Origin of the sequence: Streptomyces sp. NPDC001536 (assembly GCF_042894505.1) — a bacterium.
GTDB lineage: Bacteria > Actinomycetota > Actinomycetes > Streptomycetales > Streptomycetaceae > Streptomyces.
This window is the reverse complement of sequence record NZ_JBIAVQ010000029.1, coordinates 15,988-38,153: the sequence shown is the minus strand read 5'-3', so window position 1 is coordinate 38,153 and position 22,166 is coordinate 15,988. Positions and strand designations below refer to the sequence as shown.

The window sequence follows — 22,166 nt, the reverse complement described above, 5'->3', positions numbered from 1 at the left end:
GCTTCTTCGAGGTTCCTTTCGTGTCCCAGCCCGTCGGCCGCGTGCCCCAGCGACGCAACGCACGCTCCAACCGGGCGCGCATCCTCGCCACCGCCCGTCAGGAGCTCGGCCGGAATCCCGACATCACCCTGGAGGAACTCGCCCGCGCCGCCGGTGTCGTACGGCGCACGCTGTTCGGCCACTTCCCCGGCCGGGCAGCGCTGCTGGACGCGCTGGCCGAGGAGGCCGCCGAGGCGCTCCAGGCCGCCGTGACGATCGGAGCGGGGGCGACGGAACCGGCCGACCGGGCGCTCGCTCACTTCACGTTCGCGCTCTGGCCCGTGGGGGACCAGTACCGGATGCTCCTGGCGCTGGCCCGACGGGACCTCGGCATGGACCGTGTCGCCGGCATCCTGGAGCCCGCCCGGGTCAGAGTCACGGCCATCGTGGAGCAGGGACAGCGGGACGGCGTCTTCCACTCCCACCTGCCGGCCCCGGTACTGAGCGCCGGTCTGGAGGCGATGACGGTCGCCCTGCTGGAAGAGGTCAACACCGGGGCGCTGGAGGACGATGGGACCCGGGTGGCCGTCACCACGCTGATCGCGGCCGGAGTGCCGGAGAAGCGGGCGCAGATCATCGTCGACGAGGTGGCCGCCGCCGAGGGGTGAGATCCCACCGCAGTACGACGTGACCCCGGTGCGAAGCGCCGGGGTCTTTCCGCGTCCGCCCCCGCTTCTTTAGTTACCCTCGGATGTGCAATTATCTGGTGCATGAACTTCGGTGGACCAGACGATCTGGCCTTCTCCCACCCTGCGCCGGTGGCGGTCCTCGGCGACAGGTACCAACTGCGGCTGCTCCTCGGCTCCGGAGGCATGGCCGAGGTGCATCTCGCGCACGATCTCCGGCTCGACCGCGGCGTCGCGGTGAAGACGCTGCGCACCGACCTCGCCCACGATCCGGCACTGCAGGAGCGGTTCCGGCGGGAGGCCCAGTCCACCGCCTCGCTCAACCACCCGGCCATCGCCGCGGTCTACGACACGGGCGAATACTTCTCCTACGGGGCGCAGTTGCCGTACCTCGTGATGGAGTACGTCGACGGCACGACCTTGCGCGAGGCCCTGTACTCCGGACCGCCGCTGACCGTCGAACGCGCCTTGGAGGTGACGGCCGGCGTTCTGGAGGCCCTCGCCCATTCCCACCAGCACGGCATAGTGCACCGGGACATCAAGCCGGCCAACGTCATGGTCACCGGGTCCGGCCAGGTCAAGGTCATGGACTTCGGCATCGCCCGTGACGCACGGGACGTCGGCATGACGCAGACCTCCATGGTGATCGGCACCGCGCAGTACCTCTCCCCGGAGCAGGCGATGGGACACGCCATCGACGCCCGCTCCGACCTGTACTCGGTGGGCTGTCTCCTGTACGAACTCCTCACCTTGCGCGCCCCGTTCACCGGCGATTCGCCGATGGCGGTGATGTATCAGCAGGTCCAGGAGGAACCGCGACCGCCGAGTCTCTACAACCCCGAGGTCGGACCGCAGGTCGACGCGATCGTCCTGCGGGCACTGGCGAAGGACCCCGCGTATCGCTACCAGTCCGCGCAGGAGATGCTCGCCGACGTCGAGGCGTACCTCGGGGCGCAGACCGTCCTGGACCGGGCGTTCGACGGCGTCGACGAGGAGCCGGACGGCGATGACGCGGCGGAGAACGGTCGCCGAAGAGGCAGCAGTGCCGCGCTGATCGGGATGGGTGTAGCGGTCGTCGTCGCGGCACTCGTGCTCGGCTGGTTCATGTTCGGGCGCGGTGCAGCCGACGACGGCAAGACGGACGTACCCGATCTCGTCGGCCAGACCCTGGAGGAGGCCCGGCGCACGGCGGACAACGTCGGACTCACGCTCACCGTCACCAAGAAGGAGCCCTGCGCGGACCAGCCCAAGGACCACATCTGCGAGCAGACCCCGCTGGACGGTCGGCTCGACAAGGGCGACGCCGTGTCGGTCACGGTCTCCACCGGTGCCCCGAAGGTCGAGGTGCCGGACGTCACGGACAAGGACGAGGACGACGCGTCCCGCATCCTGGAGGACAAGGGCTTCAAGGTGAAGGTCCGGCACAAAGTGTCCACCGAGGACGCCGGGACCGTCCTTGAGCAGGATCCGGCCGGAGGCGAGAGCGTCGAGAAGGGCACCGAGATCACGCTCACGGTGGCCAAGGAGGCCGAGAAGGCCACGGTTCCCGACCTCACCGGCAGCACCCTGAGCGAGGCCCGCAAGCTGCTCGCCGAGCATGACCTCGAACTGGGCGACACCACCGAGGTGGAGAGCAGTGCGGAGGCCGGGACCGTCGTCGGACAGAGCATCACCGCGGGAGATGAGGTCGAGCCCGGCTCGTCGGTCGGCGTCCAGATCGCCAAGTCGGTGCAGACCGTGCAGATTCCGGCGGACATCATCGGCAAGACCCTTGCCGAGGTCCAGAGCGAACTGGGTGACCTCGGCCTCCAGGCGACCGTCGCCTCCGGGTACTCCCAGGCCTCCGACGCCGTGGTCACCTCCAGCACCCCGGCGGCCGGGAGCGAGGTCGAGGCGGGCAGCACGGTGGTCGTCGTCACCGAGGAAGCCCAGGACACGTCGTCGGACGACGGGACACCGGACGACGACACGGCGACGACGCCGGGGGCGACGAACGGCAGCCAGTGATACGTCGTTGACCGCCGGCGGACGTCATCGCGACCGTCCGCCGACGGGATTGACCTGCCTACTCCTCGGGCTCCCAGGCGATGAGCTGCTCGAACACCTGCCGGTCGCCCTCGATCTTCAGGTCGTCCAGCGTGAGGCGGCCCCAGACGAAGAGGAGCAGTTGCTCGGCCGTCCCCGTGGCCGAAGCGGAGGCAGGTGCGGCGTCCTCGGTGAGGGGTGCGGGCCAGGCGCCGGTGCCGTCCAGCGCGAGGAGCCAGGAGCGGCCCTCGGTGGCGTGGTAGTGGATGGTGGCGGCCTCGTGCGGCCACGCCGCAGGGGTGGAGTTGCAGGTGTCGAGAAACTCGGCCACACCGTCGATCGCGACGTCCACCGGCATCGGCTGCACGGCGCCTGCGGCGAGCTGGGCGTCGTAGGTGTGCACCAGCACCTCGTGCACCCGGCGCCGGGCAACGCCCCAGGCGTTCGCCGGCGACACACCGGCGCTCCACCATGTCCAGCACTCGCGCTCCGGGCCCGCCTCGCGCAGCGCACTCAGCAGCAGTTCGTTCGACTCCGTGTACCAGGCCAGCAGCGCGTCGAGCGCGCGCGGCGCCTCCGCGGCATCCTTGGCCGGCGGAGCCCCGGCCGGGCCCGCGGCGACGATCGCGGCCCACCAGCGCTGGCCCGTACCCAGGTGCTGCACCAGATCGAACACCGTCCACTCGGGGCAGGACGGCACCGGCGCGTCAAGGCCGGGCGCGGCGGCAACCGCACTCCTGAACGCGGCCGACCGCTCGTCGATCAGTCGCAGCAGGGCGGAATACTCAAGACTCTCTGTCACATCGCTTACCTTGCACCCCAGTTCAGCGACCGCACCCCATTTTTCGGGCCGTCAGCTGCGGGAGAACGGGAAGCCGCTGGTGGCACGGTTCGGGGGATCCCTCTGCCCGACAACGGTCGACGAAGATCGTAGATCGTCGGCCGGTCTGGGTGGACTGTGCGTACGACAAAAAAAGGGGGGACGGTGCCGGGTGTCCCCTCCCGGCACCGTCCCGGGGCCGTGCGCCGCTCAGGCACAGCCCGTCATGGGGGTGGAGGAGGCCGGAATCACGGTTCCGGCCTCCGGTGTACGGGGCTCAGGCGCCCACGGTCTCCGTCTGTTCCTCGGTCGCCGGTGCCGCTTCTTCCTCACCGTGCTTGGTGGTGTGCCCCCGGCCGGGCAGGACGGCGATGACGATCAGGGTTCCGGCGGCCATGATGATCCCGCCGATGAGGCTGGTGTGGGCGATGGCGTGGGCGAAGGACTCGTGCACCGCTCCCAGCAGGGTCTGGGCCTGCTCGGCGCCGCCCTGGGGGTTCTTGGCGACCTGCTCGGCGACCGCGATGCCGCCGCCGACGGAGTCCTTGGCGACGTCCATGGCCTCGGTCGGGAGGTGGCCGCCGACCATGTCGGTGAGCTTGTCCTTGTAGGACGTGGCCAGCAGCGAGCCGAGGATGGCGATGCCCAGGGCGCAGCCGAGTTCGAGGGCGGTGTCGTTGGCGCCGCCGCCGACGCCCAGTTCGTCCTCGGGGAAGGAGCCCATGATGGTGTCGGTGGCCGGGGCGAGGCTGAGGCCGATGGCGAAGCCGAGCAGCAGCAGGGGCGTCAGGAAGTCGGTGTAGGTCGAGCCTGTCTCGATCTGGGTGAGCAGGAAGACGCCCGCGGTGCCGATGACCATGCCGGTGCCGACCGCGATCTTCACGCCCAGCTTCGGGGCGAGTTTGCCGGTGACGGCGGAGCCGACGAACACGGCTCCGGCCAGCGGCAGCAGGCGGATGCCGGTCTCCAGGGCGTCGTAGCCGAGGACGAACTGCAGGAACTGGGTGGAGTAGTAGATCGAGCCGAAGGTGCCGAAGAAGAAGAACAGCACCGCGAGCATCGAGCCGCTGAAGGGACGCTCGGTGAACTTGCGCACGTTCAGCATGGGGTTGGGGTGCTTCAACTCCCAGGCCACGAAGGCCAGCAGGCCCACGCCGGCGACGACGGCCGCGGTGATGGGGCCGGCGCCCCAGCCGAAGTGCGGGCCCTCGATGGTCGCGTATACCAGGGAACCCACCGACACGATCGACAGCAGACCGCCGACGTAGTCGATGCGGCCCATGCCCTCCGCCTTCGACGGCGGTACCAGGAGCAGCGCACCGACAACGCCGAGGACGGCGATGGGGACGTTCATCAGGAAGGTCGAGCCCCAGGCGTGGTTCTCCAGCAGCCAGCCGGCGGCCAGTGGGCCGGCGGCGATGGCGAGGCCGGAGGTCGCGGACCAGGCGGTGATCGCCTTGGCGCGTTCGGCGCGCGGGAAGATCGCGACCAGCAGCGACAGTGTGGCCGGCATGACGACGGCGGCACCGACGCCCATGATCGCGCGGGCTGTGATGACGAGACTCGTCTCATCGACCAGGCCGCCCATCACCGAACCTCCGGCGAAGATCAGCAGGCCGAGGACGAGGGCGCCACGGCGGCTGTACTTGTCACCGATCGCGCCCAGCACCAGCATCAGCGCGGCGTAGGGGACGGTGTAGCCGTCGATGACCCACTGCAGGTCACTGCTGCTCAGCCCCAGGTCCTTTGTCATGTCGGGGGCGGCCACGATCAGTGACGTGTTCGCCATGACGACGATCAGCAGGCTCAGACACAGGACCAGCAGAGCCCACCAGCGCCGGTGGTAGGGCTCCGTCATCTTCTCGACGGGTGTGTTCGGAAAGAGCGGCATGGTCAGGCTCCTCGGCAGGAGGTGAAGCGGAGGCTTCGGGGTGCGGAATCAATGGGATCGGTGCACGCGGGACCAAGAGAGGCCCGGCACCAGCGGCAGCTAATTGCCCGTTGATGTGCAGACTAGTTTATTGCTCGTCGATGTGCAACTATCGAGTCGCCCTCCCCCGACGACCGGAGGTTCGACATGATCCACGCACACCTGACAGCCGCCCCGGAACGCAGCCGCACCTTGCTCACGCGGGCCCGCATCCTGGAGGCGGCCCGGCAGGAACTCGCCCGTGACCCCGACAGCAGCCTCGGTGACATCGCCGAGGCGGCGGGAGTGGTTCGCCGTACGGTCTACGGCCACTTCAACGGCCGGGCCGCACTGATGGAGGGGCTGGTGGAGGAGGCCACGTGGGCCTTGCGGCAGGCGCTCGCGGTCCCGCGCGCACCGGCGGCGGACGCCGTCACGGAGTTGGCGCGCTTCGTCCTCGCGGTGTGGCCCGTCGGAGATCGATACCGCATCCTGCTCCGCCTCGCCCCGCAGGACCTCGGGACCGATCGGCTCGTTGAAGTCCTGGCCCCCGCGCGGGACATGACGGAGACGATCATCGGCCGGGGGCAACGGCAGGGCGCCTTCCAGACCGGCGTCCCTCCGGTCGTCCTGACCCGGGCGCTGGAGGGGCACCTGCTAGGGCTTCTCGACTGCGTGAACAGCGGGATCTGGAGCGATGACGGCACCGGCACCGCCACCGCCGCCCTGATCGCAATGGGCGTGGCAGGCGACAGCGCTGCGGCGTGCGTCGACGGGCTCGTCCGGCCCGCGGGCGGCGCCGCGTAGGCGCACCTCCCAAGCACCACTCGAAGAGGAGAACCATGTATCAGTCCCAGCGCGACGAGGATTACGTCGGCGAGCCCTACTACGGCGACGGCTCCGTGTACGTGAGCCCTCCGACCCGGACCAGGCGGCGCATGATCATCGCCGCCGCGTCCCTGGTGGCCCTGCTGGCCGGCGGAGTCGCGGTCGACCGGATCGCCGCTGTTCGCGCGGAGAGCCGTGTGGCCAAGGCGTTCCAGGACGGTATGGGAACCGCCGATCGGCCGTCGGTGCACGTCAGGGGCTTTCCCGTACTGAACCAACTGGCTGCGGGCAGCCTGGACCATGTCGACCTGACCGCCCACGACATTCCGGCCGACGGCACCAGCCGGCCGCTGCCGGTGACGAAGCTGACGGTCGGGATGGACGGGCTGAAGACGTCGGGGAGCGCCGACGAGGCTCACGCGGACAGCGTCACAGCGACCGCGTTCTTGTCGTACGCGGACGTGTCGAGCGCGCTCGGCGTGCAGGTGTCACAGGGGGACGAGTCGGGCCGGGTCAACGCGACCGTGAGTCTGCCGCTCGTCGGCGACGTGACCGTGAGCGCGGCCGTCTCGGCGGCCGACGGCAACCGCATCGCCTTCACGGACGTACGCGCGGAGCAGGGTGAACTGCTCCCTCCGCTGAAATCACTGCTCGACAAGGCCCTGGACGAGCCCATTCCGCTGCAGAACGTGCCTGAAGGACTCCGGCTGCGGTCGGTCACCACCGGCGAGGACGGAATCGATGCCCACTTCACAGGCCGCTCGGTCACGTTCCACCCGGACTCGTCGTCCGCGTGAGGTCAGGGGGCGTCAGGCAAGGGGCGTCGGGCGACCTCGTGGGCGTCGTCCGCGGGCAGGCCCAGCATCCGCAGGACCATCTCGGCGAGGTTGACCGCGGCCTCGTCGCCGTCCACCTCGGGGCGGGCGAAGCGCAGTTCCACCAGGGACAGCAGGGTGCCGCCCAGCGCGGTCAGGGCGACCACGGGGTCGAGAGTGGTGGTGAAGCGGCCGGAGGCGATGCCGGCCTGGAGATCACGCAGGGCGCGTCGGGACAGTCCGTTGCCCGAGTGGATGTGCCCGAGGCCACGGCGGCGCAGGACCTGCATCAGCTCCGGGTGGGAGTCGGCCATGCGGGCACTGAGCCGGAAGCCGGCCGCGAGCAGCTCGGCCGGGTCGTCGATCCCCGTCAGACGCTCGTCGAAGGCCTGCCCGAACTCCTCGAAGGCGTCGATCACTGCCGTCTCGAACAACTCCGCCTTGGAGTCGAAGTGGTTGTAGAAGGAGCCGAAGCCCACATCCGCTCGCTCGGCGATCGCCTGGATGCTCGCGCTGGTGTCGCCGCTCTCGGCGAGTATCTGCCGGGCCGCTCGCACGAGAGCCCCACGGGTCTCTGCGCGACGCCGCTCGAAACGGTTGCTGGGCGGGGCTGACGTAGACATGCGCAGAAGTCTAACGGTTACCCGATGCAGATCGCAGTCCTGATGAATTCATCATTTCCTGCGGCGAACGCCTTGACGACAGAACTGTCACAGTTGATTATTTCCTCATTACGGCAATGTTGCTCGGAGGGCGCCATGTCTGAAACACGCGTCAACGGGGACGTCATCACGGCCCACCAGGACCTCCACAGCGAGCAGGGCGCCCTGCGCGGCGAACATCCCGGCCGCTCCCGGAATCCCGTGATCAAGGTGGCGGACCTCGCCTGGCTGGAGTTCGAGAAGCCCGACCTGGACCGGGCGGAGGTCTTCGCCCGCGACTTCGGCTTCGGAGTCGCCGCCCGCACCGACAGCGAACTGTGGCTGCGGGGTACCTTCGCAGGCTCGCCCTGCATGGTGATCCGGCGCGGTCGTACGTCCCGCTTCATCGGTCCGGCGTTCCGCGCCGCCGAGCGGGGCGACCTGGACCGGCTGGCTCGCGCCACCGGATCGTCCGTACGGGACTCCGACGTGCCCGGCGGCGGCGAGGTGGTCGACCTGCTCGACCCGTCGGGCTTCCCGGTCCGGGTCGTGCACTGCGGCGAACAGCTCCCCGCACTGCCGGAACAGCAGCCGCTGCTGCTCAACTTCGGCACGCATCACCGGCGTACCAACGCCACCCAGCGGCCGCCGCGGGAGCCGTCCCGCATCCAGCGCCTGGGCCATGTGGTGCTGGAGACGCGGGTGTTCGGCCGGGCCCTGGACTGGTACCTGGACACCCTCGGCATGATCGTGTCCGACTTCCTGTTCCTTGACGGGCAGCGCGGACGTGGTCCCACGATGGCGTTCATCCGCTGCGACCTGGGCGGCGTGCCGGCCGACCACCACACCCTGGCCATGCACCTCGGTCCGGGCACCGGTTACGTCCACTCCGCTTACCAGGTCACCGACCTCGACTCGATCGCCGCCGGCGGCGAATACCTCAAGGAGCGCGGTTACAAGCGCAGTTGGGGCATCGGCCGGCACATCCAGGGCAGCCAGCTCTTCGACTACTGGCGCGACCCCGACCACTTCATGCTGGAGCACTTCGCCGACGGCGACCTGTTCTCCTGCGACGTCGAGCCCGGCTGGGCGCCCATGTCGACCAGCGGCCTGGCCCAGTGGGGCCCGCCCGCCACCCGCGACTTCCTCGGCGCCAGCCCCTCCCCGCAGCGGGTCCGCGATGTCATCGAGGCCCTGCGCGGCGACAACGAGATGGACCCGGCCCGACTGTTCGGCCTGCTCAAGGCCGCCAACTCCTGACCCCCGCACGCGAATCCTCCTCACAAAGGCACTGACATGAGCACCAATGTCCTGCGCACCGCCGACGGCTGGTGGGTCGTCCGAGGCGACCGAGCCGTCCCGGTCGACACCAAGGCCGTGACCACCGCCGAGTTGCTGGCCGACCGACCGGCTGTCCGCGAGGCCGCTGCCTCCGCCGAACCGGGCACGGCCGTCGCCGACCTGGTCGCGATCTCGCCGGTCACCACGCCCTGCCGGGTGGTCGCCCAGATGGTCAACTACCGCAGCCATGCCCGCGATTCGGGCTTCAAGGGCGACATCCCGCCCGCCTTCTTCCGCAAGGCGTCCGGCTCGGTCAGCGGCCCCGGCGACGCCGTCGTCCGGCCGTCGCACGTGAAATTCCTCGACTACGAGATCGAACTCGGGCTCGTCATGGGCGCTGCGCTGCCCGTCGGCACCGTGGTCGAGGAGCGGGACCTGCCGTCGTACGTCGCAGGACTGGTGATCACCAACGACGTCAGCGCCCGTGAGGTACAGCTGACCAAGACGCAGTTCTACGAGAGCAAGTCGTACCCGACCTTCACGCCGACCGGCCCGTACCTGTCGCTGCTGGAGCCGGAGGACTTCGCCCATCTCCTCGACCTGCGGCTGAAGTTGAGCGTCAACGGCGAGCTGCGCCAGGACCGCACCCTGGCCGACATGATCGTCCGCCCGGCACAGGCGCTGACCCTGCTGGCCCGCTTCCAGACCCTGGACGCCGGCGACCTGCTGCTCACCGGTACTCCCGGCGGCACGGCCCTGAAGGCGCCGCCGAAGGCCGTCGAGAAGATCGGCGCGCTGCTGCCGCCCGCAGTGAAGTGGAAGGCGTTCTTCAAGAGCCAGGCGAAGAACCCGCACTACCTGAGCCCGGGTGACGTGATCACGGCGACGATCGCGACCCCCGACGGCCGCATCGACCTCGGCGAGCAGCGCACGCCCGTCGCGGCCGCGAACTAATACCCGAGGTGAGCCGCACATGACCGTCGATGAAACCGCACGTGTGCCCGTCGTGATCGTCGGGGCCGGGCCGGTGGGCGTGACCGCCGCCCTTCTCCTGGCCCGGCGCGGAGTCCGCAGTGTCGTCCTCGAGCGCCACCAGGACGTCTACCCGCTCCCGCGCGCCGTCGCCACCGACGACGAGGTGTGCCGGATCCTCCAGGCCGCGGGCGTCGGTGAGGAGTTCGCCGCGATCTCCCGACCGGCGAAGGGGCTGCGGCTGCTGGACGCCCGGCACCGGGTGATGGCCGAGTTCCGGCGCACCGAGCACGGCCACCACGGCTATCCGCAGACCAGCATGTTCGACCAACCCGAACTGGAACGCGTGCTGCGCGACGCCCTGGCCCGGCGCCCCGAGTGCGAACTGCGTGGTGGCGTGGAGGTCACCGGCGTCGGCCCGGAGTCCACCGGCCCGGTCCGGGTGACCTACCGTGACGAGGACGGTGGCGAGCATGAACTGTGGGCCGACGCGGTCCTGGGCTGCGACGGCGCCAACAGCCTCACTCGCGAAGCCATCGGCGGCGCCTGGGAGGACCTGCGCTTCGAGGAGCGCTGGAAGGTCATCGACGTCGACACGACGGGCCCCGTCCGCAGCTGGGAGGGCGTCGACCAGATCTGCGACGCGGCCCGGCCCGCCACATTCATGCGCGTGAGCGAGAACCGCTACCGCTGGGAGTTCCGGCTCGGGGAAGGACAAGAGACGGCCCGTGAGCTGATCGCCCCGTGGCTGCCGGCCTCGTACGACGGAGACTTCGAGGTCATCCGTGAGACGGAGTACACCTTCCGGGCCCGCGTCGCCGACCGCTGGCGCAGCGGCCGGGTCTTCCTGCTCGGCGACGCCGCCCACCTCACTCCGCCGTTCGTCGGACAGGGCCTGTGCTCGGGGCTGCGGGACGCCTACAACCTCACCTGGAAGCTCGCCCGAGTGCTCCAACAGGGCGCCGACGAAAGGCTCTTGGACACCTACGAGAGCGAACGCAAGCCGCACGCACGGCATGTGGTCCGTCTCGCGGTCGCCATGGGCTGGGCCATGACCGGCGGCCAGGACGGCGCCGCCGCGCTCCGCCGCCGGGCGCTGGCCGCCGCCTGCCGCATACCCGGCCTGACCGAGCTGGCCGGCCGCGACCTCAGCCCGCCCCTCACCGCTGGGCCCCTGGTGTGGCGCGGGGTCCGCCGTCGCCTGGCAGGCACGCACTGCCCCCAACCGTGGGTGAGCGTCGACGGACGGCGTACCCGTCTCGACCAGCTGCTCGGCGACTCCTTCACCATGCTGACCGCCACCGAACCCGGCCCCTCACTGACCGCGCTTGCCCACAGCCTCGGCATACGCGCGCTCTCCGTGGCCGACCTCGGCGACGACGGCACCCTCGCAGCCTGGCTGCGCGGCGGACGCGCGGACTCGGTCCTGCTGCGGCCCGACCGCCTCGTGATGGACGTCGTCCCCTCGGGCAGTCACGACTTCACGTCGACCACCGCCTGGGCCTCCCTGCTGCACACCACCCGAAGCCCTGCCCCTTCCGAACAGACGGCCCCGAAAAGCCTGTTGAGGAGTACGACGCGATGAGCACGCCCTTCTTCACCCCCGATCCGGAGACGGCGGCCGCCAGTCGCATCGCGGACTTCGCCCGGCGTCAGGGCATCGCCCCCGACGACTACGCCGCCCTGCATCAGTGGTCGGTCACCGACCTGGAAGGCTTCTGGGGCGCGGTGTGGGAGTACTTCGACATCGACGCCGACACCCCCTACGAGCAGGTGCTGGCCGAGGAGCGGATGCCTGGCGCCCGCTGGTTCCCCGGCGCCACCCTCAACTACGCCCATCATGCCCTGCGCAACCTGGCCGACGACGACGTGGCGATCATCGCCCTCGACGAGACCGGCTCCGGGTACGAGGTGACCGGCGCCCGGTTGCGCGCCCTCGTGGCGTCCGTGGCCGCCACCCTGCGCGACCTCGGCGTCGGCAAGGGCGACCGGGTCGTCGGCTATCTGCCCAACACCCCGCACGCCATCGCCACATTCCTCGCCGCCGCGAGCCTGGGCGCCGTGTGGTCGGTGTGCGGGCAGGACTATGCCCCCAAGGCCGCCGCCGACCGCTTCGCCCAGCTCGAACCCACCGTGCTGATCGCCGCCGACGGCTACCTCTTCAACGGCACCACCCACGACCGCCGCGAGGCCGTCCTCGAACTCGCCCACGCCCTCCCCACGTTGAAGGCCACCGTGCTGGTGGACCACATGGGTCTGCCCTGGCCGGCGCAGGCGTACCCGTCGCTGGTGATCCCCTGGGAGGACGCCTCCACCCGTACCGAGGAACTCGCCTGCGTGCCGGTCCCGTTCGACCATCCGCTGTGGGTCGTGTTCTCCTCCGGCACCACCGGCCTGCCCAAGGGCATCGTCCACGGCCACGGCGGCGTGCTGCTGGAGCACCTCAAAACCCTGGGACTCCACTCGGACCTGGGCCCCGGCGACCGCCTCCTCTGGTACACCACCACCCACTGGATGATGTGGAACTTGGTCGCCTCCACCCTCCTGACCGGCGCGACGACCTGTACGTACGACGGCAGTCCGGCCCCCTTCGCCAAGCTCGACCGCCTCTGGGAACTGGCCGCCCGCCACCGGGTCACCGTCTTCGGCACCAGCCCCCAGTACCTGCTGGGCATGGCCAAGTTCGGCATCGATCCGTCCGTCCACGACCTGTCGTCGATCCGCGTCGTCGGCTGCACGGGCTCGGCCCTGCCCGCCTCCGCCTACCCCTGGGTCCGCGAGCACGTCGGCGAACACGTCCTGCTGGCCTCCATCAGCGGCGGCACCGATATCGTCTCCGGGTTCGCCGGCAGCGCCCCCAACACCCCTGTCTGGGCGGGCGAGTTGTCCGCGCCGCACTTGGGTGTGGCGCTGGCCGCGTACGACGCCGAGGGCTTCCCCGTCATCGACCAGGTCGGCGAGCTGGTCGTCACGCGCCCCATGCCCTCGATGCCGCTGTACTTCTGGAACGACCCGGAGGGCACCCGTTACCGCGACGCCTACTTCTCGGCGTACCCCGGGGTGTGGCGACACGGCGACTGGATCACGGTCACGGGGCACAGCTCGGTGATCATCCACGGCCGCTCCGACTCCACCCTCAACCGCAACGGCGTACGGCTCGGCAGCGCCGACATCCATGACGCCGTCGAACGCCTCCCCGAGATCGCCGAAGCGCTGGTCATCGGCGCGGAGGAGCCGGACGGCGGCTATTGGATGCCGCTGTTCGTGGTCCCGGCAGCCGGTGTCGAGGTGGACGACGCCCTGCGCGACCGTATCCGCGACGTGATCCGCACCGGTGCCTCACCCCGCCACGTCCCCGACGAGATCCTCGAGGTGCCGGGCATCCCGCACACCCGCACCGGCAAGAAGCTGGAGGTCCCGATCAAGCGACTGCTCCAGGGCGCCGCGGTGGAGGAGGTCGTCAATCCGGCCACGGTGGACAGCCCCGAACTCATCGACCACTACGCCCGGCTGGGTGAGGAGCGCCGCAAGGGCAGGTCCGCCTCATGACCACCGTGCTCGCCGTCGTCCTGTCCCTGGTCTTCCTTCCGCTGGGGCTGGCGAAGCTCGCCGCGGCGCCGGTCATGCGCCAGGCGGCGGCCCATCTCGGCATGTCGGTCCAGCTCTATCGCGTCGTCGGCGCGCTGGAGGTGGCCGGGGTCGCCGGTCTGCTGACGGGGCTGACCTGGATGCCGCTGGGCGTGGCCGCCGCGACAGGCCTCGCCCTGCTGATGGCCGCGGCGGCGGTGGTCCACCTGCGCCACGGCGACCCGCCGCCCCGGGCCGTCCCGGCCGCCGTACTGGCCCTGATCTCCTTGACGTACGCGGTGACGGCGATGACCGCCGGCTGACGCGTGCGGTACGGCCGGGCACGGGCGGCCCCGTGTGAGGGTGGCGGCTACCAGGAGGAACTCTTCGGCCCCGTCCTCGCGATCCTCCGGGTCGACACCCTGGACGAGGCGATCAGCGTCATCAACGCCAACCCCTACGGCAACGGCACCGCCCTGTTCACCGCCTCCGGCGAAGCCGCCCGCCGCTTCCAGCGCACCATCCACGTCGGCATGATCGGCATCAACGTCCCCGTGCCCGTGCCGATGTCGTACTACTCCTTCGGCGGCTGGAAGGACTCCCTCATCGGCGACAACCCCATCCACGGATCCGAGGGCATCCGCTTCTACACGCGCCCCAAGGTCGCCGGCCTGACCGCCGCCGCCGGCGCCCACCACCTCGTCTTCATCCCGCCCATGTACCGGGACGAGAAGACCGGTGCGTTCACCGAGTCGCCCGAGCTGACCGCCGAACAGTGGGCGGGCTTCGGGCGGGCCGCCGACCGGCTCGGCAGGCTGCTGCTCGACGAGTACGACGTACGCCTCGTCCTCCATCCGCACGCCGACAGCCACATCCAGACCCAGCCCGAGATCGAACGGCTGCTGAACGAGTCCGACTCCCGCTACACCAACCTCTGCCTGGACACCGGCCACGTCGCCTACGGCGGCGGCGACAACCTCGACCTCATCCGCCGCTTCGGCGAACGCGTCGGCTACGTCCACATCAAGCAGATGGACCCCGAGATCCTCGCCCAGGTCGCCGCCGAAAACCTCTCCTTCGGCGAGGCCGTCAAGCGCGGGGTGTGCGTCTCCCCGCCCGCCGGCGTGCCCAACCCCGCCGACAACGTCACCGCACTCGCCACCCTCGACGCCGAGTTGTTCGTCATCGTCGAACAAGACCTCTACCCCTGCGCCCCCGAGGTGCCGCTGCCCATCGCCGTCAGCACGCGCGAGCACCTGGCCGGCTGCGGCCTGACCGGCGCCCGACGCCCGAGGCTGACGCTCCCTGCCGACGAGCAGCCGAGCAGAGCCAACAAGTGACCGAGCGACCGGCTCGCGCGGTGGCCGGAGCATGGAGACCCCGGCGCAGTTGACGCGCCGTGGCGGGGTTCTATGCGGTGCTGACGGCTTCCACGCGAGATTTCTAGAACGTTACAGGCTTCATGGCCACCGGACACTTGACAGCCGCTGATGGTGACTGGCGTACTGGTCACAGGATATAGAACGTTCTAGTTTCCGGTCGTCCGGAGATGAGGAGAACCACGATGTACGCACTGGCGGTCTGTGCGGAGATGGTCTTCCGCGACCTTCCGATCGAGGAGCGGGCGCGGCGTATCCACGAGGCCGGCTTCCAGGTCGAGATCTGGGACTGGACGAGGCACGATCTCGATGCCCTCGCCCGCTCGTCCGCCGAGATCGTCTCGATGACGGGGTACGTGAGCGGCAGCCTCACCGATGACGACGGCGCCGCCGAACTGTTGCGCACGGCCGAGGAGTCACTCAAGGCGGCCGAGCACCTGGGCTGCACCCGCCTGAACCTCCACGGAACCGGTCTGGACGGCCAGGGGCTGCCCGTGGTGCCGGTGCCCGGGGAGCCCACCGGCGCGATGTGGATGGCCGCGCACCGCACACTCACCCGGATCGCCGAGCTCGGCGAGAACGCCGGGGTCACCTTCACCCTGGAGAATCTCAACACCGCCGTCGATCACCCCGGGGTGCCCTTCGCGAAGGCTGCCGACACCCTGGCGCTGGTTGCCGCCGTGAACCGGCCCGGTCTGCGCATGAACCTGGACCTGTACCACGCCCAGATCGGCGAGGGGAATCTGATCGAGCTGGTGCGCCGCGCCCACGGCGCGGGACTCATCGGTGAGATCCAGGTGGCGGACGTGCCGGGCCGCTGCGAACCCGGCACGGGAGAGATCAACTACCCGGCCATCGCCCGCACCCTCGCAGACATCGGCTACGACGGCACCGTCGCCATGGAGGCATGGGCCTCCAGCGACAGCGAGGCCGCCCTGGAACGCTTCCGGGCCGCCTTCACCGTCTGACAGGAGCGGCCGCGGGACATCTGCCCCGCCCTCGCCTCCGCGCACCACGGCAGCCGCCACCACCGAAGCCACGACGTAGATCACGGAGTATGTGCCATGACCTCCCCCCAGTCCCTCGCGGTCGGCCTCATCGGCGCCGGACGCATGGGCTCCTTTCACGCCGAGACCCTGGCCCGCCGCCTCCCCGGTGTACGGCTGGCCGCCATGGCCGATCCCGCACCCGGGGCCGCGAAGGCTCTGGCCGATCGTCTCGGCTGCCCCAAGACGTACACGGAGATCGGTGACCTGCTCGACGACCCCGAGATCGAGGCGGTCGTGATCGTCACGCCCGCCCGCACCCACGCCGGACTCATCGAGGCCGCAGCACGCGCCGGCAAGTCGGTCTTCTGCGAGAAGCCGATGGCCGTCACCCTCGACGAAGCCGACCGCGCCATCACCGCCGCACATGAGGCGGGCGTTGCGCTCCAGGTGGGCTTCAACCGCCGCTTCGACGTCGGCTTCCGCGCCGCCCACGAGAAGATCACCGCTGGTGACATCGGTACCCCGCAGCTGCTGCGTTCCCTCACCCGGGACCCCGAACTGCACGACCCGTCGCGCATCCCGCCATGGACGATCTTCCTGGAGACGCTCATCCACGACTTCGACGTCCTGCGCTACCTCAACCCCGGCTCAGAGCCCGTCGAGGTCTTCGCCATGGCCGACGCCCTGGTCCGGCCCGACTTCAAGGACCACGGACTGCTCGACACGGCCGTGGTGACGATCCGCTTCGACAACGGCGCCATCGCCACGGCGGAGGCCAACTTCCAGGCGGTGTACGGCTATGACGTCCGCGGTGAGGTCAAGGGCTCGACCGGCATGCTCACCCTGGGTGACCTGCGCAGCAGCCACCTCACGTCCTACGGTGCGGCCGGCGCTGCCGCCGAGTGCGTCAGCTACGACCAGGATCTCTTCCACGCGGCCTACGTGGCCGAACTGGCCGAGTTCACTGACAGCGTCCGGGACAAGCGTGCTCCGTCGGTGACCGGCGAGGACGCTCGGGCCGCGCTGGGCATCGCCCTCGCCGCGATCGGTTCGATCGCCACGGGCGGTGCGGTCAGCGTGGGTGACGTCAGGGAGAGCCCGGTGACAGTGCGGCCGTAGCACCGAGCACACGCACGCCGCCTCGGCGGCGCCTTCTCCGGCCCAAGCGGCCGCCGCCAGGGTCGTACCTCTCACGTCACCATGCCGTTGCCGAGCCCCCTCCTGAAGCAACGCCCACATGGAACGTTCTACAATCGGTCCCCAGCAGACGAGACCGACCAGGAGAGGACAGGATGCCTGCGACCCCGGCGGTCCCGGACGGCAGGCGGCCGACGCTCGCCGACCTGGCGACGCGGGCAGGTGTGTCCACCGCGCTGGCCTCCATCGTGATGCGCGGGGCGAAGGGGGCCAGCGCCGCCACCCGCGAGCGTGTCCTGGAGGCCGCGCGGGAGATCGGCTACCGCCCGGACGCCCGGGCGAGACTGCTGCGCAGCCACCGCTCCCACCTGCTCGGCGTGCAGTTCGGCCTCCAGCATCCCTTCCACGCCGACCTGGTGGAGGGCATCTACGCCACCGCCGAACCAGCCGGATACCAGATCGCGCTGAGCGCCGTGAGCGCCGGACGGGGTGAGCAGCGTGCCGTCGACACCCTGCTCGACGACCGCTGCGAGGCGCTGATCCTGCTAGGCCCACAGGCCCCCGCCTCACGGCTGACGGAGCTCGCCGGGCAATTGCCGGTCGTCTCCGTGGCCCGCCACCTGCGGCCATCCGTCCCCGGCCTGGAGGTCGTACGGACCGCCGACGACAAGGGCGCCCGCCAGGCGGTCGACCACCTCGTGGCGCTGGGCCACCGCGCCATCGCCCACATCGACGGCGGCAAGGCACCCGGCGCAGCCGACCGGCGACGCGGCTACCGCACCGCCATGAGCCGCCACGGTCTCACCGAGCACATCCGCGTCGTGCCCGGGGGCCTCACCGAGGCAGAGGGCGCCGAGGCCGCCCAGGTTCTCGCCGCTTCCCACCCGCGCCCCACTGCGGTGCTCGCCTTCAACGACCGCTGCGCGACCGGTGTCCTCGATGTCTTCCTCCGCAGCGGCATTCCCGTCCCCGGCGCCATCTCCGTCGTCGGCTTCGACGACAGCCATCTGGCCCGCCTGGCCCATATCAATCTCACCACCGTCGGGCAGGACATCCCCCGCCTCGCCCACCTCGCCGTGGACCGGGCCATCGCGCGCCTGGACGGTCGCGACACCGGTGCCGGGGAACAGGTGGTCGCTCCACACCTCGTGGTCCGGGGGACGACGGCCCCGCCCTCCACCGCACCGGCCACCTGAGCGTCGTCTGGGCCAACCTCGCACCCCACACAGTCCCACGCGCCTCCAATACCTGAGGATTGGGGCACAACGGCGAACTCGGCGACTTTCTCCGCTCCCGTCGCGCCTTCCTCACCCCAGACACGGCCGGACTGCCTCCGGGCGCGGGGCGCGCCGGGTGCCCAAGCGGTGAGGAGGTCGTGCCCCTGGCGGGTGTCACCGCCGACTACACCCGCCTGGAGCAGAGCCACCACCCGCACCTCTCCGAAGCCGTCCTGGCCTCCGTCCCCCACGCCCCGCGTCTCGACGACGAACGCGGCTACTTCTTCGCCCTCACCCGCCCCGCGTCCCACCGCCCCGTAGCAGCGGCGCACGCCCCGAGCGGAGCGGACCCGGTCCGCGGCCCGCCAGAGGCTGGAGTTCACCGCGCGTCGAGGCATTCCCGGTGACCAGGTGCGTGCTCGGCGGACGCGGCACGGAGCAAGAGGTGCCCGACACCGTCATCACTTCCTTTTGCCAGGTTTGCCGAGACGTGACTAAACGGCCTGCCGGACATGTCCACTGTCACCTCGCAGGCACTCCCCACGTCGCCTTCCGGCTGGCCCAGTCGCACCGAGCTAGGGCCTGTCTCTTGGATCCGTCCGTGAGATCGTCGTGCTCGTGATCGAGTCTTGGGTGATCAATGACAACAGCCCTGTCCCTGTGTCGTCGGCGGGGGTGGTGGAGGCTCTTCGGTCGAGGTATCGACAGCGGGCAGCTTGAGACGTGGCTGACCAGTTCGTCTGGACGGTTGCTGGCCTTTGTGACGAATGCCGAGCGAGCGATGGTGGTGCTGCTCGAAGGCGAGGGTGATCCCGGCGAGCATGCCGTGGACCCCGGAACTGGGGGGTCGAGCGACGGGTTCGTCCTCTCCAACGGGCAGGGCGACGAGTATCCGGATGAGGACACCGTCCCCATCCGTGAGGCATTCAGGCTCGTGGAGCACATCGTTGGCACGGGCTCTTGGCCTGCGGACGCGCGTTGGGTGGTCGATCGCTGAACGGGCTATCGCCGTGCCCAGATGAGGATCGCGGCGAGGTGGAGTGCGGCCTGGTAGGCGATGGCGAGTTTGTCGGTCCGCATGGCCAGGCCGCGCCATTGCTTGAGCCGGTTGATGCAGCGTCCGACTGAGTTGCGCTGCTTGTATGCCTCGGCGTCGAAGGCGGGCGATCGACCTCCGGCACTGCCTCGCCGCAGCCGGTGGCCGATCTGGTCGGAGGGCTGGGGATGACAGTGCGGATTCCGCGTCGGCGGAGGTGACTTCGGATCGCGCGGGATGAGTACGCGCGGTCCGCGAGGACGGCATCGGGGCGGGTCCTTGGTCGTCCGGGGCCGCTTCGCGGGACGCGGTTGGCGGCCATGACGGTCTCGAAGGCTGGTGCGTCGCCTGCCTGGCCTGCGGTGACACGAAGGGCCAGGGGCCGTGCACGGGCGTCACTGGCGAGATGGGCCTTCGTGCTCAGGCCGCCGCGGGAGCGTCCGAGCGCGTGGTCGCCAGGTTCGGCCCGGACTGGCGCCCCTTTTTCCTGGCTCCGGCGGCATGCTGGTGAGCCCGGCAGACGGTGGAGTCCACCGACACGGTCCAGCCGATGTCGTCAGTGTCGTCGGCCGTTGCCAGGACCGCGGTAAGGATGCGTTCCCAGGTGCCGTCCATGGCCTACCTGAGGTGCCGTCCATGGCCCACCTGATCAGCCGTTTGTGGGCGGTCTGGAACGAGCCGAGCTCGTCGGGCAGGTCCCGCCACGGCGAGCAGGTGCGGTACTTCCACGCGATGGCCTCCAGGGTTCGGCGGTGATCGGCCCACCGCCGACCGCGGACCGGATCGGCCGGCATCAACGGCTCGATACGGTCCCACATCGCATCAGTGATCACTAACCGGACGGACACACCCGGTCAACGGACCAATCGATCAAAGAGATGCGCTCTAGGCGCAGACCTTCCAGCCGTGCCCGGCCGTGACCTCGTCGGCCGTGTTTCCGAGAGGCAGCGTCTCCTTGTGTCGGCCGTCGGCTCGCACGACCTCGGCCCGCAAAGTGCCGGCAGTGCGTCCGTCGAGCTCCACCCCATAGATCGTGCGGGTCGCGTCACCGGTCTTGAGGACCCGAACCCTTCTCACGACGAGGCGCTCGTCACCACAGGAGAGGGACCGAACGGTCTCTCTGTCGGCCGCGATGATGAGCCCGTACGCACTCCGGGCGCTGTACACATCCCCTTCGCGGAGACGGTTCAGCGCCGGCGCGGGGCTGATGACGTCGTCGGGCTTCGTCGAACACGATGACGCGCTGGCCGTTCCGGAGTAGAACACGGAGCAGTGGCGCGCGTCGGTCGTCATCCAGAAAAACACCGTGCCCTTGGCCCCCACGCTCACCAGACTCAAGCCCGCACGGTCGGGGGCGTCACCCTTGGCGATCTCGCTGAGCACACTCTGACGGTGCCGCTCGACTTGCGCCTGCCACGACTTCTGCGACGGCGAGGCGGGAGCCTGCCGCTGCGGCGATGCGGACATGCTGTCGCGAGGCTCGGCGGAGCGCGCACCTCCCGCACACGAAGCGAGCGCGGCTGAAGCGATCACGGCGACAGCCGCCGCAGCGACCCTCGCCCAAGGACGTCCCATCACGCCAACCCCCACCCGGCCCCGGCCCCGTAAATCCAGGTCAGCATACGGTCGTCGCGGGCCGCGAGGCGGAGAGGGTACGCGGCGTTGGGGGAGTACGCAGCATTGGTCAGTACGCAGCAGGGCGGTACCCCGTGCGCGGGTACCGCCCTCCCGCGACCGAAGTGCGCGAGTCCTACCCGCTGAGCGAATCGCGCGTCCCTCGGCAGGTATTTGCTCGGCTTGGACCACACCGAGCTGGTCGGGGCAGCCCACGGCGGTACGGGGGAGAGGTCAGTTGCTGAGGGCTTGTCGGAGGGTTTCGCGGCAGTCGATGACGGCGTCGACGCCGACGATCTGCAGGGTGCGCATCACCGCCTGGGTCGGTGCCGCCAGACGCATCCAGCCGCCGGCCTCGATGAGGTCGCGGTGGGCGGCGATGAAGAGGTTGATGCCGGTGGAATCCATGAAGGTGACACGGCTCAGATCGACCACGATGCGGGGGCGAGGGGTTTCGGCGGCGTCCAGGGCCTGGCGGAGCGACTGGCCGGTGTCGTAATCGATCTCTCCGGCCAGGGTCAGCACACGGATGCCGTCGGTGGCGGTGGAGACCACCGTCAGCCGGCCCGGCTGCGCGGCTTGTCCGGTGTCCGCCATCTCTCCATCGGCCATGTCGGTGATACTGGCACACCAAGACCTTCACCTGCAGCGGTGCCCTGCACCGATCGGGTAATGCCATCGCGACCAGGGCGTAAAGCGTGTACCAAGCAGGCGTGGGTACGCGCGGGGTGTGAACGGGGTAGGAGAAGCGAGCCGCGATGGAACCAGCCCCGGTGGGTGAGGACAGCGCGGTACCGGATGAGCAGGCGATACAGACGACGGTGGCCTTGGAGGGCGACGGCGCGTGCATCGCACGGGCCCGCCACATCGCCGCCGGCTTCCTCATGCGCGTTCAGGCCGAGCATGGCCTGCCGGTCTCGCAGCGTGCCGTGGACCTGACCCAGTTGGTGGTCAGCGAGCTGGTCACCAATGCCCGCAAGTACGCGCCGGGCCCGGTGCTGCTGGACTTGCGCGTCGTCGGCGACGTGGTCGAGGTGGTGGTGTGGGACTGCGATCCGGTGCTGCCGGTGGCCCGGGTCACCGACGCGGGCCGGGTGGGTCAACACGGTCTGGAGGTCGTCTTGGCTGTCGTTCAGGGCTTGGAAGCGCAGCGGGAGCCGGTCGGCAAGCGCATCACCGCCCGCATCGCCCTCCTGGACGACCCCGGCAGCGCCATCACCGGCCGCAGCTCCCTGTAGATGGCCAGGTCGGCTTCCAGCGGAAACCGCCCC

Annotated in this window: 21 protein-coding genes and 1 pseudogene; 16 read left to right on the top strand and 6 right to left on the bottom strand. The window is 70.1% G+C overall.

Going from position 1 to position 22,166, the window contains the following annotated elements:
* Positions 1-20 precede the first annotated feature (20 nt).
* Both ACFY0U_RS44190 and ACFY0U_RS44185 read left to right on the top strand, forming a co-directional pair.
* Positions 21-647 carry a TetR family transcriptional regulator gene (locus ACFY0U_RS44190; RefSeq protein ID WP_388645962.1) on the top strand — a complete coding sequence of 209 codons (627 nt, stop codon included), beginning with the start codon at positions 21-23 and terminating at the stop codon, positions 645-647.
* Between the two features lie 102 nt (positions 648-749).
* Positions 750-2,672 (top strand): PASTA domain-containing protein, encoded by a 1,923-nt coding sequence (locus ACFY0U_RS44185; protein WP_388645961.1) that lies wholly within the window; start codon positions 750-752, stop codon positions 2,670-2,672.
* Between the two features lie 58 nt (positions 2,673-2,730).
* Here ACFY0U_RS44185 and ACFY0U_RS44180 read toward each other — a convergent pair whose 3' ends face one another.
* Together ACFY0U_RS44180 and ACFY0U_RS44175 are read right to left on the bottom strand one after the other, a co-directional pair.
* On the bottom strand, positions 2,731-3,492 hold the full coding sequence (locus ACFY0U_RS44180; protein WP_388645959.1) for a maleylpyruvate isomerase family mycothiol-dependent enzyme: 762 nt from the start codon (positions 3,490-3,492) through the stop codon (positions 2,731-2,733).
* A gap of 295 nt (positions 3,493-3,787) precedes the next feature.
* Positions 3,788-5,401 (bottom strand): MFS transporter, encoded by a 1,614-nt coding sequence (locus ACFY0U_RS44175; RefSeq protein ID WP_388645957.1) that lies wholly within the window; start codon positions 5,399-5,401, stop codon positions 3,788-3,790.
* 186 nt (positions 5,402-5,587) lie between these two features.
* On the opposite strand from ACFY0U_RS44175, the gene ACFY0U_RS44170 reads away from it, so the two are divergent.
* Complete coding sequence (locus tag ACFY0U_RS44170; RefSeq protein ID WP_388645956.1) at positions 5,588-6,226, top strand: TetR/AcrR family transcriptional regulator; 639 nt, start codon at positions 5,588-5,590, stop codon at positions 6,224-6,226.
* A gap of 35 nt (positions 6,227-6,261) precedes the next feature.
* Positions 6,262-7,044, top strand: a complete 783-nt coding sequence (locus tag ACFY0U_RS44165; protein ID WP_388645954.1) for a DUF2993 domain-containing protein — start codon at positions 6,262-6,264, stop codon at positions 7,042-7,044.
* A gap of 2 nt (positions 7,045-7,046) precedes the next feature.
* Here the strand turns inward: ACFY0U_RS44165 and ACFY0U_RS44160 are convergent, their stop codons facing one another.
* On the bottom strand, positions 7,047-7,685 hold the full coding sequence (locus tag ACFY0U_RS44160) for a TetR/AcrR family transcriptional regulator (RefSeq protein ID WP_388645952.1): 639 nt from the start codon (positions 7,683-7,685) through the stop codon (positions 7,047-7,049).
* 135 nt (positions 7,686-7,820) lie between these two features.
* Between ACFY0U_RS44160 and ACFY0U_RS44155 the strand changes: the two genes are divergently transcribed.
* From ACFY0U_RS44155 to ACFY0U_RS44105, 11 genes are all read left to right on the top strand, one after another.
* Positions 7,821-8,963 carry a VOC family protein gene (locus ACFY0U_RS44155; protein WP_388645950.1) on the top strand — a complete coding sequence of 381 codons (1,143 nt, stop codon included), beginning with the start codon at positions 7,821-7,823 and terminating at the stop codon, positions 8,961-8,963.
* Between the two features lie 36 nt (positions 8,964-8,999).
* Positions 9,000-9,938 (top strand): fumarylacetoacetate hydrolase family protein, encoded by a 939-nt coding sequence (locus ACFY0U_RS44150; RefSeq protein ID WP_388645948.1) that lies wholly within the window; start codon positions 9,000-9,002, stop codon positions 9,936-9,938.
* Positions 9,939-9,957: 19 nt separating this feature from the next.
* On the top strand, positions 9,958-11,541 hold the full coding sequence (locus ACFY0U_RS44145) for a bifunctional 3-(3-hydroxy-phenyl)propionate/3-hydroxycinnamic acid hydroxylase (protein WP_388645946.1): 1,584 nt from the start codon (positions 9,958-9,960) through the stop codon (positions 11,539-11,541).
* Positions 11,538-13,505, top strand: a complete 1,968-nt coding sequence (locus ACFY0U_RS44140) for an acetoacetate--CoA ligase (protein ID WP_388645944.1) — start codon at positions 11,538-11,540, stop codon at positions 13,503-13,505. The genes ACFY0U_RS44145 and ACFY0U_RS44140 overlap by 4 nt, the downstream gene beginning before the upstream one ends.
* Positions 13,502-13,846 (top strand): DoxX family protein, encoded by a 345-nt coding sequence (locus tag ACFY0U_RS44135; RefSeq protein WP_388645942.1) that lies wholly within the window; start codon positions 13,502-13,504, stop codon positions 13,844-13,846. The genes ACFY0U_RS44140 and ACFY0U_RS44135 overlap by 4 nt, the downstream gene beginning before the upstream one ends.
* Positions 13,847-13,849: 3 nt before the next feature.
* On the top strand, positions 13,850-14,863 hold the full coding sequence (locus tag ACFY0U_RS44130) for an aldehyde dehydrogenase family protein (RefSeq protein ID WP_388645940.1): 1,014 nt from the start codon (positions 13,850-13,852) through the stop codon (positions 14,861-14,863).
* Between the two features lie 224 nt (positions 14,864-15,087).
* Positions 15,088-15,870, top strand: a complete 783-nt coding sequence (locus ACFY0U_RS44125; protein WP_385983372.1) for a TIM barrel protein — start codon at positions 15,088-15,090, stop codon at positions 15,868-15,870.
* Positions 15,871-15,966: 96 nt separating this feature from the next.
* The gene (locus ACFY0U_RS44120) at positions 15,967-17,010 is read left to right on the top strand and encodes a Gfo/Idh/MocA family oxidoreductase (RefSeq protein ID WP_388645939.1); all 1,044 of its coding nucleotides are present in this window, start codon (positions 15,967-15,969) and stop codon (positions 17,008-17,010) included.
* A gap of 173 nt (positions 17,011-17,183) precedes the next feature.
* Positions 17,184-18,224: a LacI family DNA-binding transcriptional regulator gene (locus tag ACFY0U_RS44115; protein ID WP_388645937.1), complete on the top strand. Its 1,041-nt coding sequence runs from the start codon at positions 17,184-17,186 to the stop codon at positions 18,222-18,224.
* A gap of 179 nt (positions 18,225-18,403) precedes the next feature.
* Entirely contained in the window at positions 18,404-18,652 is a 249-nt protein-coding gene (locus ACFY0U_RS44110; RefSeq protein ID WP_388645935.1) for a hypothetical protein, read from the top strand.
* A 233-nt stretch (positions 18,653-18,885) separates the two neighbouring features.
* On the top strand, positions 18,886-19,242 hold the full coding sequence (locus ACFY0U_RS44105; RefSeq protein ID WP_388645933.1) for a hypothetical protein: 357 nt from the start codon (positions 18,886-18,888) through the stop codon (positions 19,240-19,242).
* 5 nt (positions 19,243-19,247) lie between these two features.
* Here the strand turns inward: ACFY0U_RS44105 and ACFY0U_RS44100 are convergent.
* The 3 genes and pseudogenes from ACFY0U_RS44100 to ACFY0U_RS44090 form a co-directional block, all read right to left on the bottom strand.
* Positions 19,248-20,129 (bottom strand): annotated as a pseudogene (locus ACFY0U_RS44100) (IS5 family transposase).
* Positions 20,130-20,166: 37 nt separating this feature from the next.
* Positions 20,167-20,664, bottom strand: a complete 498-nt coding sequence (locus tag ACFY0U_RS44095) for a hypothetical protein (RefSeq protein WP_388645931.1) — start codon at positions 20,662-20,664, stop codon at positions 20,167-20,169.
* 465 nt (positions 20,665-21,129) lie between these two features.
* The gene (locus ACFY0U_RS44090; RefSeq protein ID WP_388645930.1) at positions 21,130-21,507 is read right to left on the bottom strand and encodes an STAS domain-containing protein; all 378 of its coding nucleotides are present in this window, start codon (positions 21,505-21,507) and stop codon (positions 21,130-21,132) included.
* 146 nt (positions 21,508-21,653) lie between these two features.
* Between ACFY0U_RS44090 and ACFY0U_RS44085 the strand changes: the two genes are divergently transcribed.
* On the top strand, positions 21,654-22,133 hold the full coding sequence (locus ACFY0U_RS44085; protein ID WP_388645928.1) for an ATP-binding protein: 480 nt from the start codon (positions 21,654-21,656) through the stop codon (positions 22,131-22,133).
* The last annotated feature ends 33 nt before the right edge of the window (positions 22,134-22,166 follow it).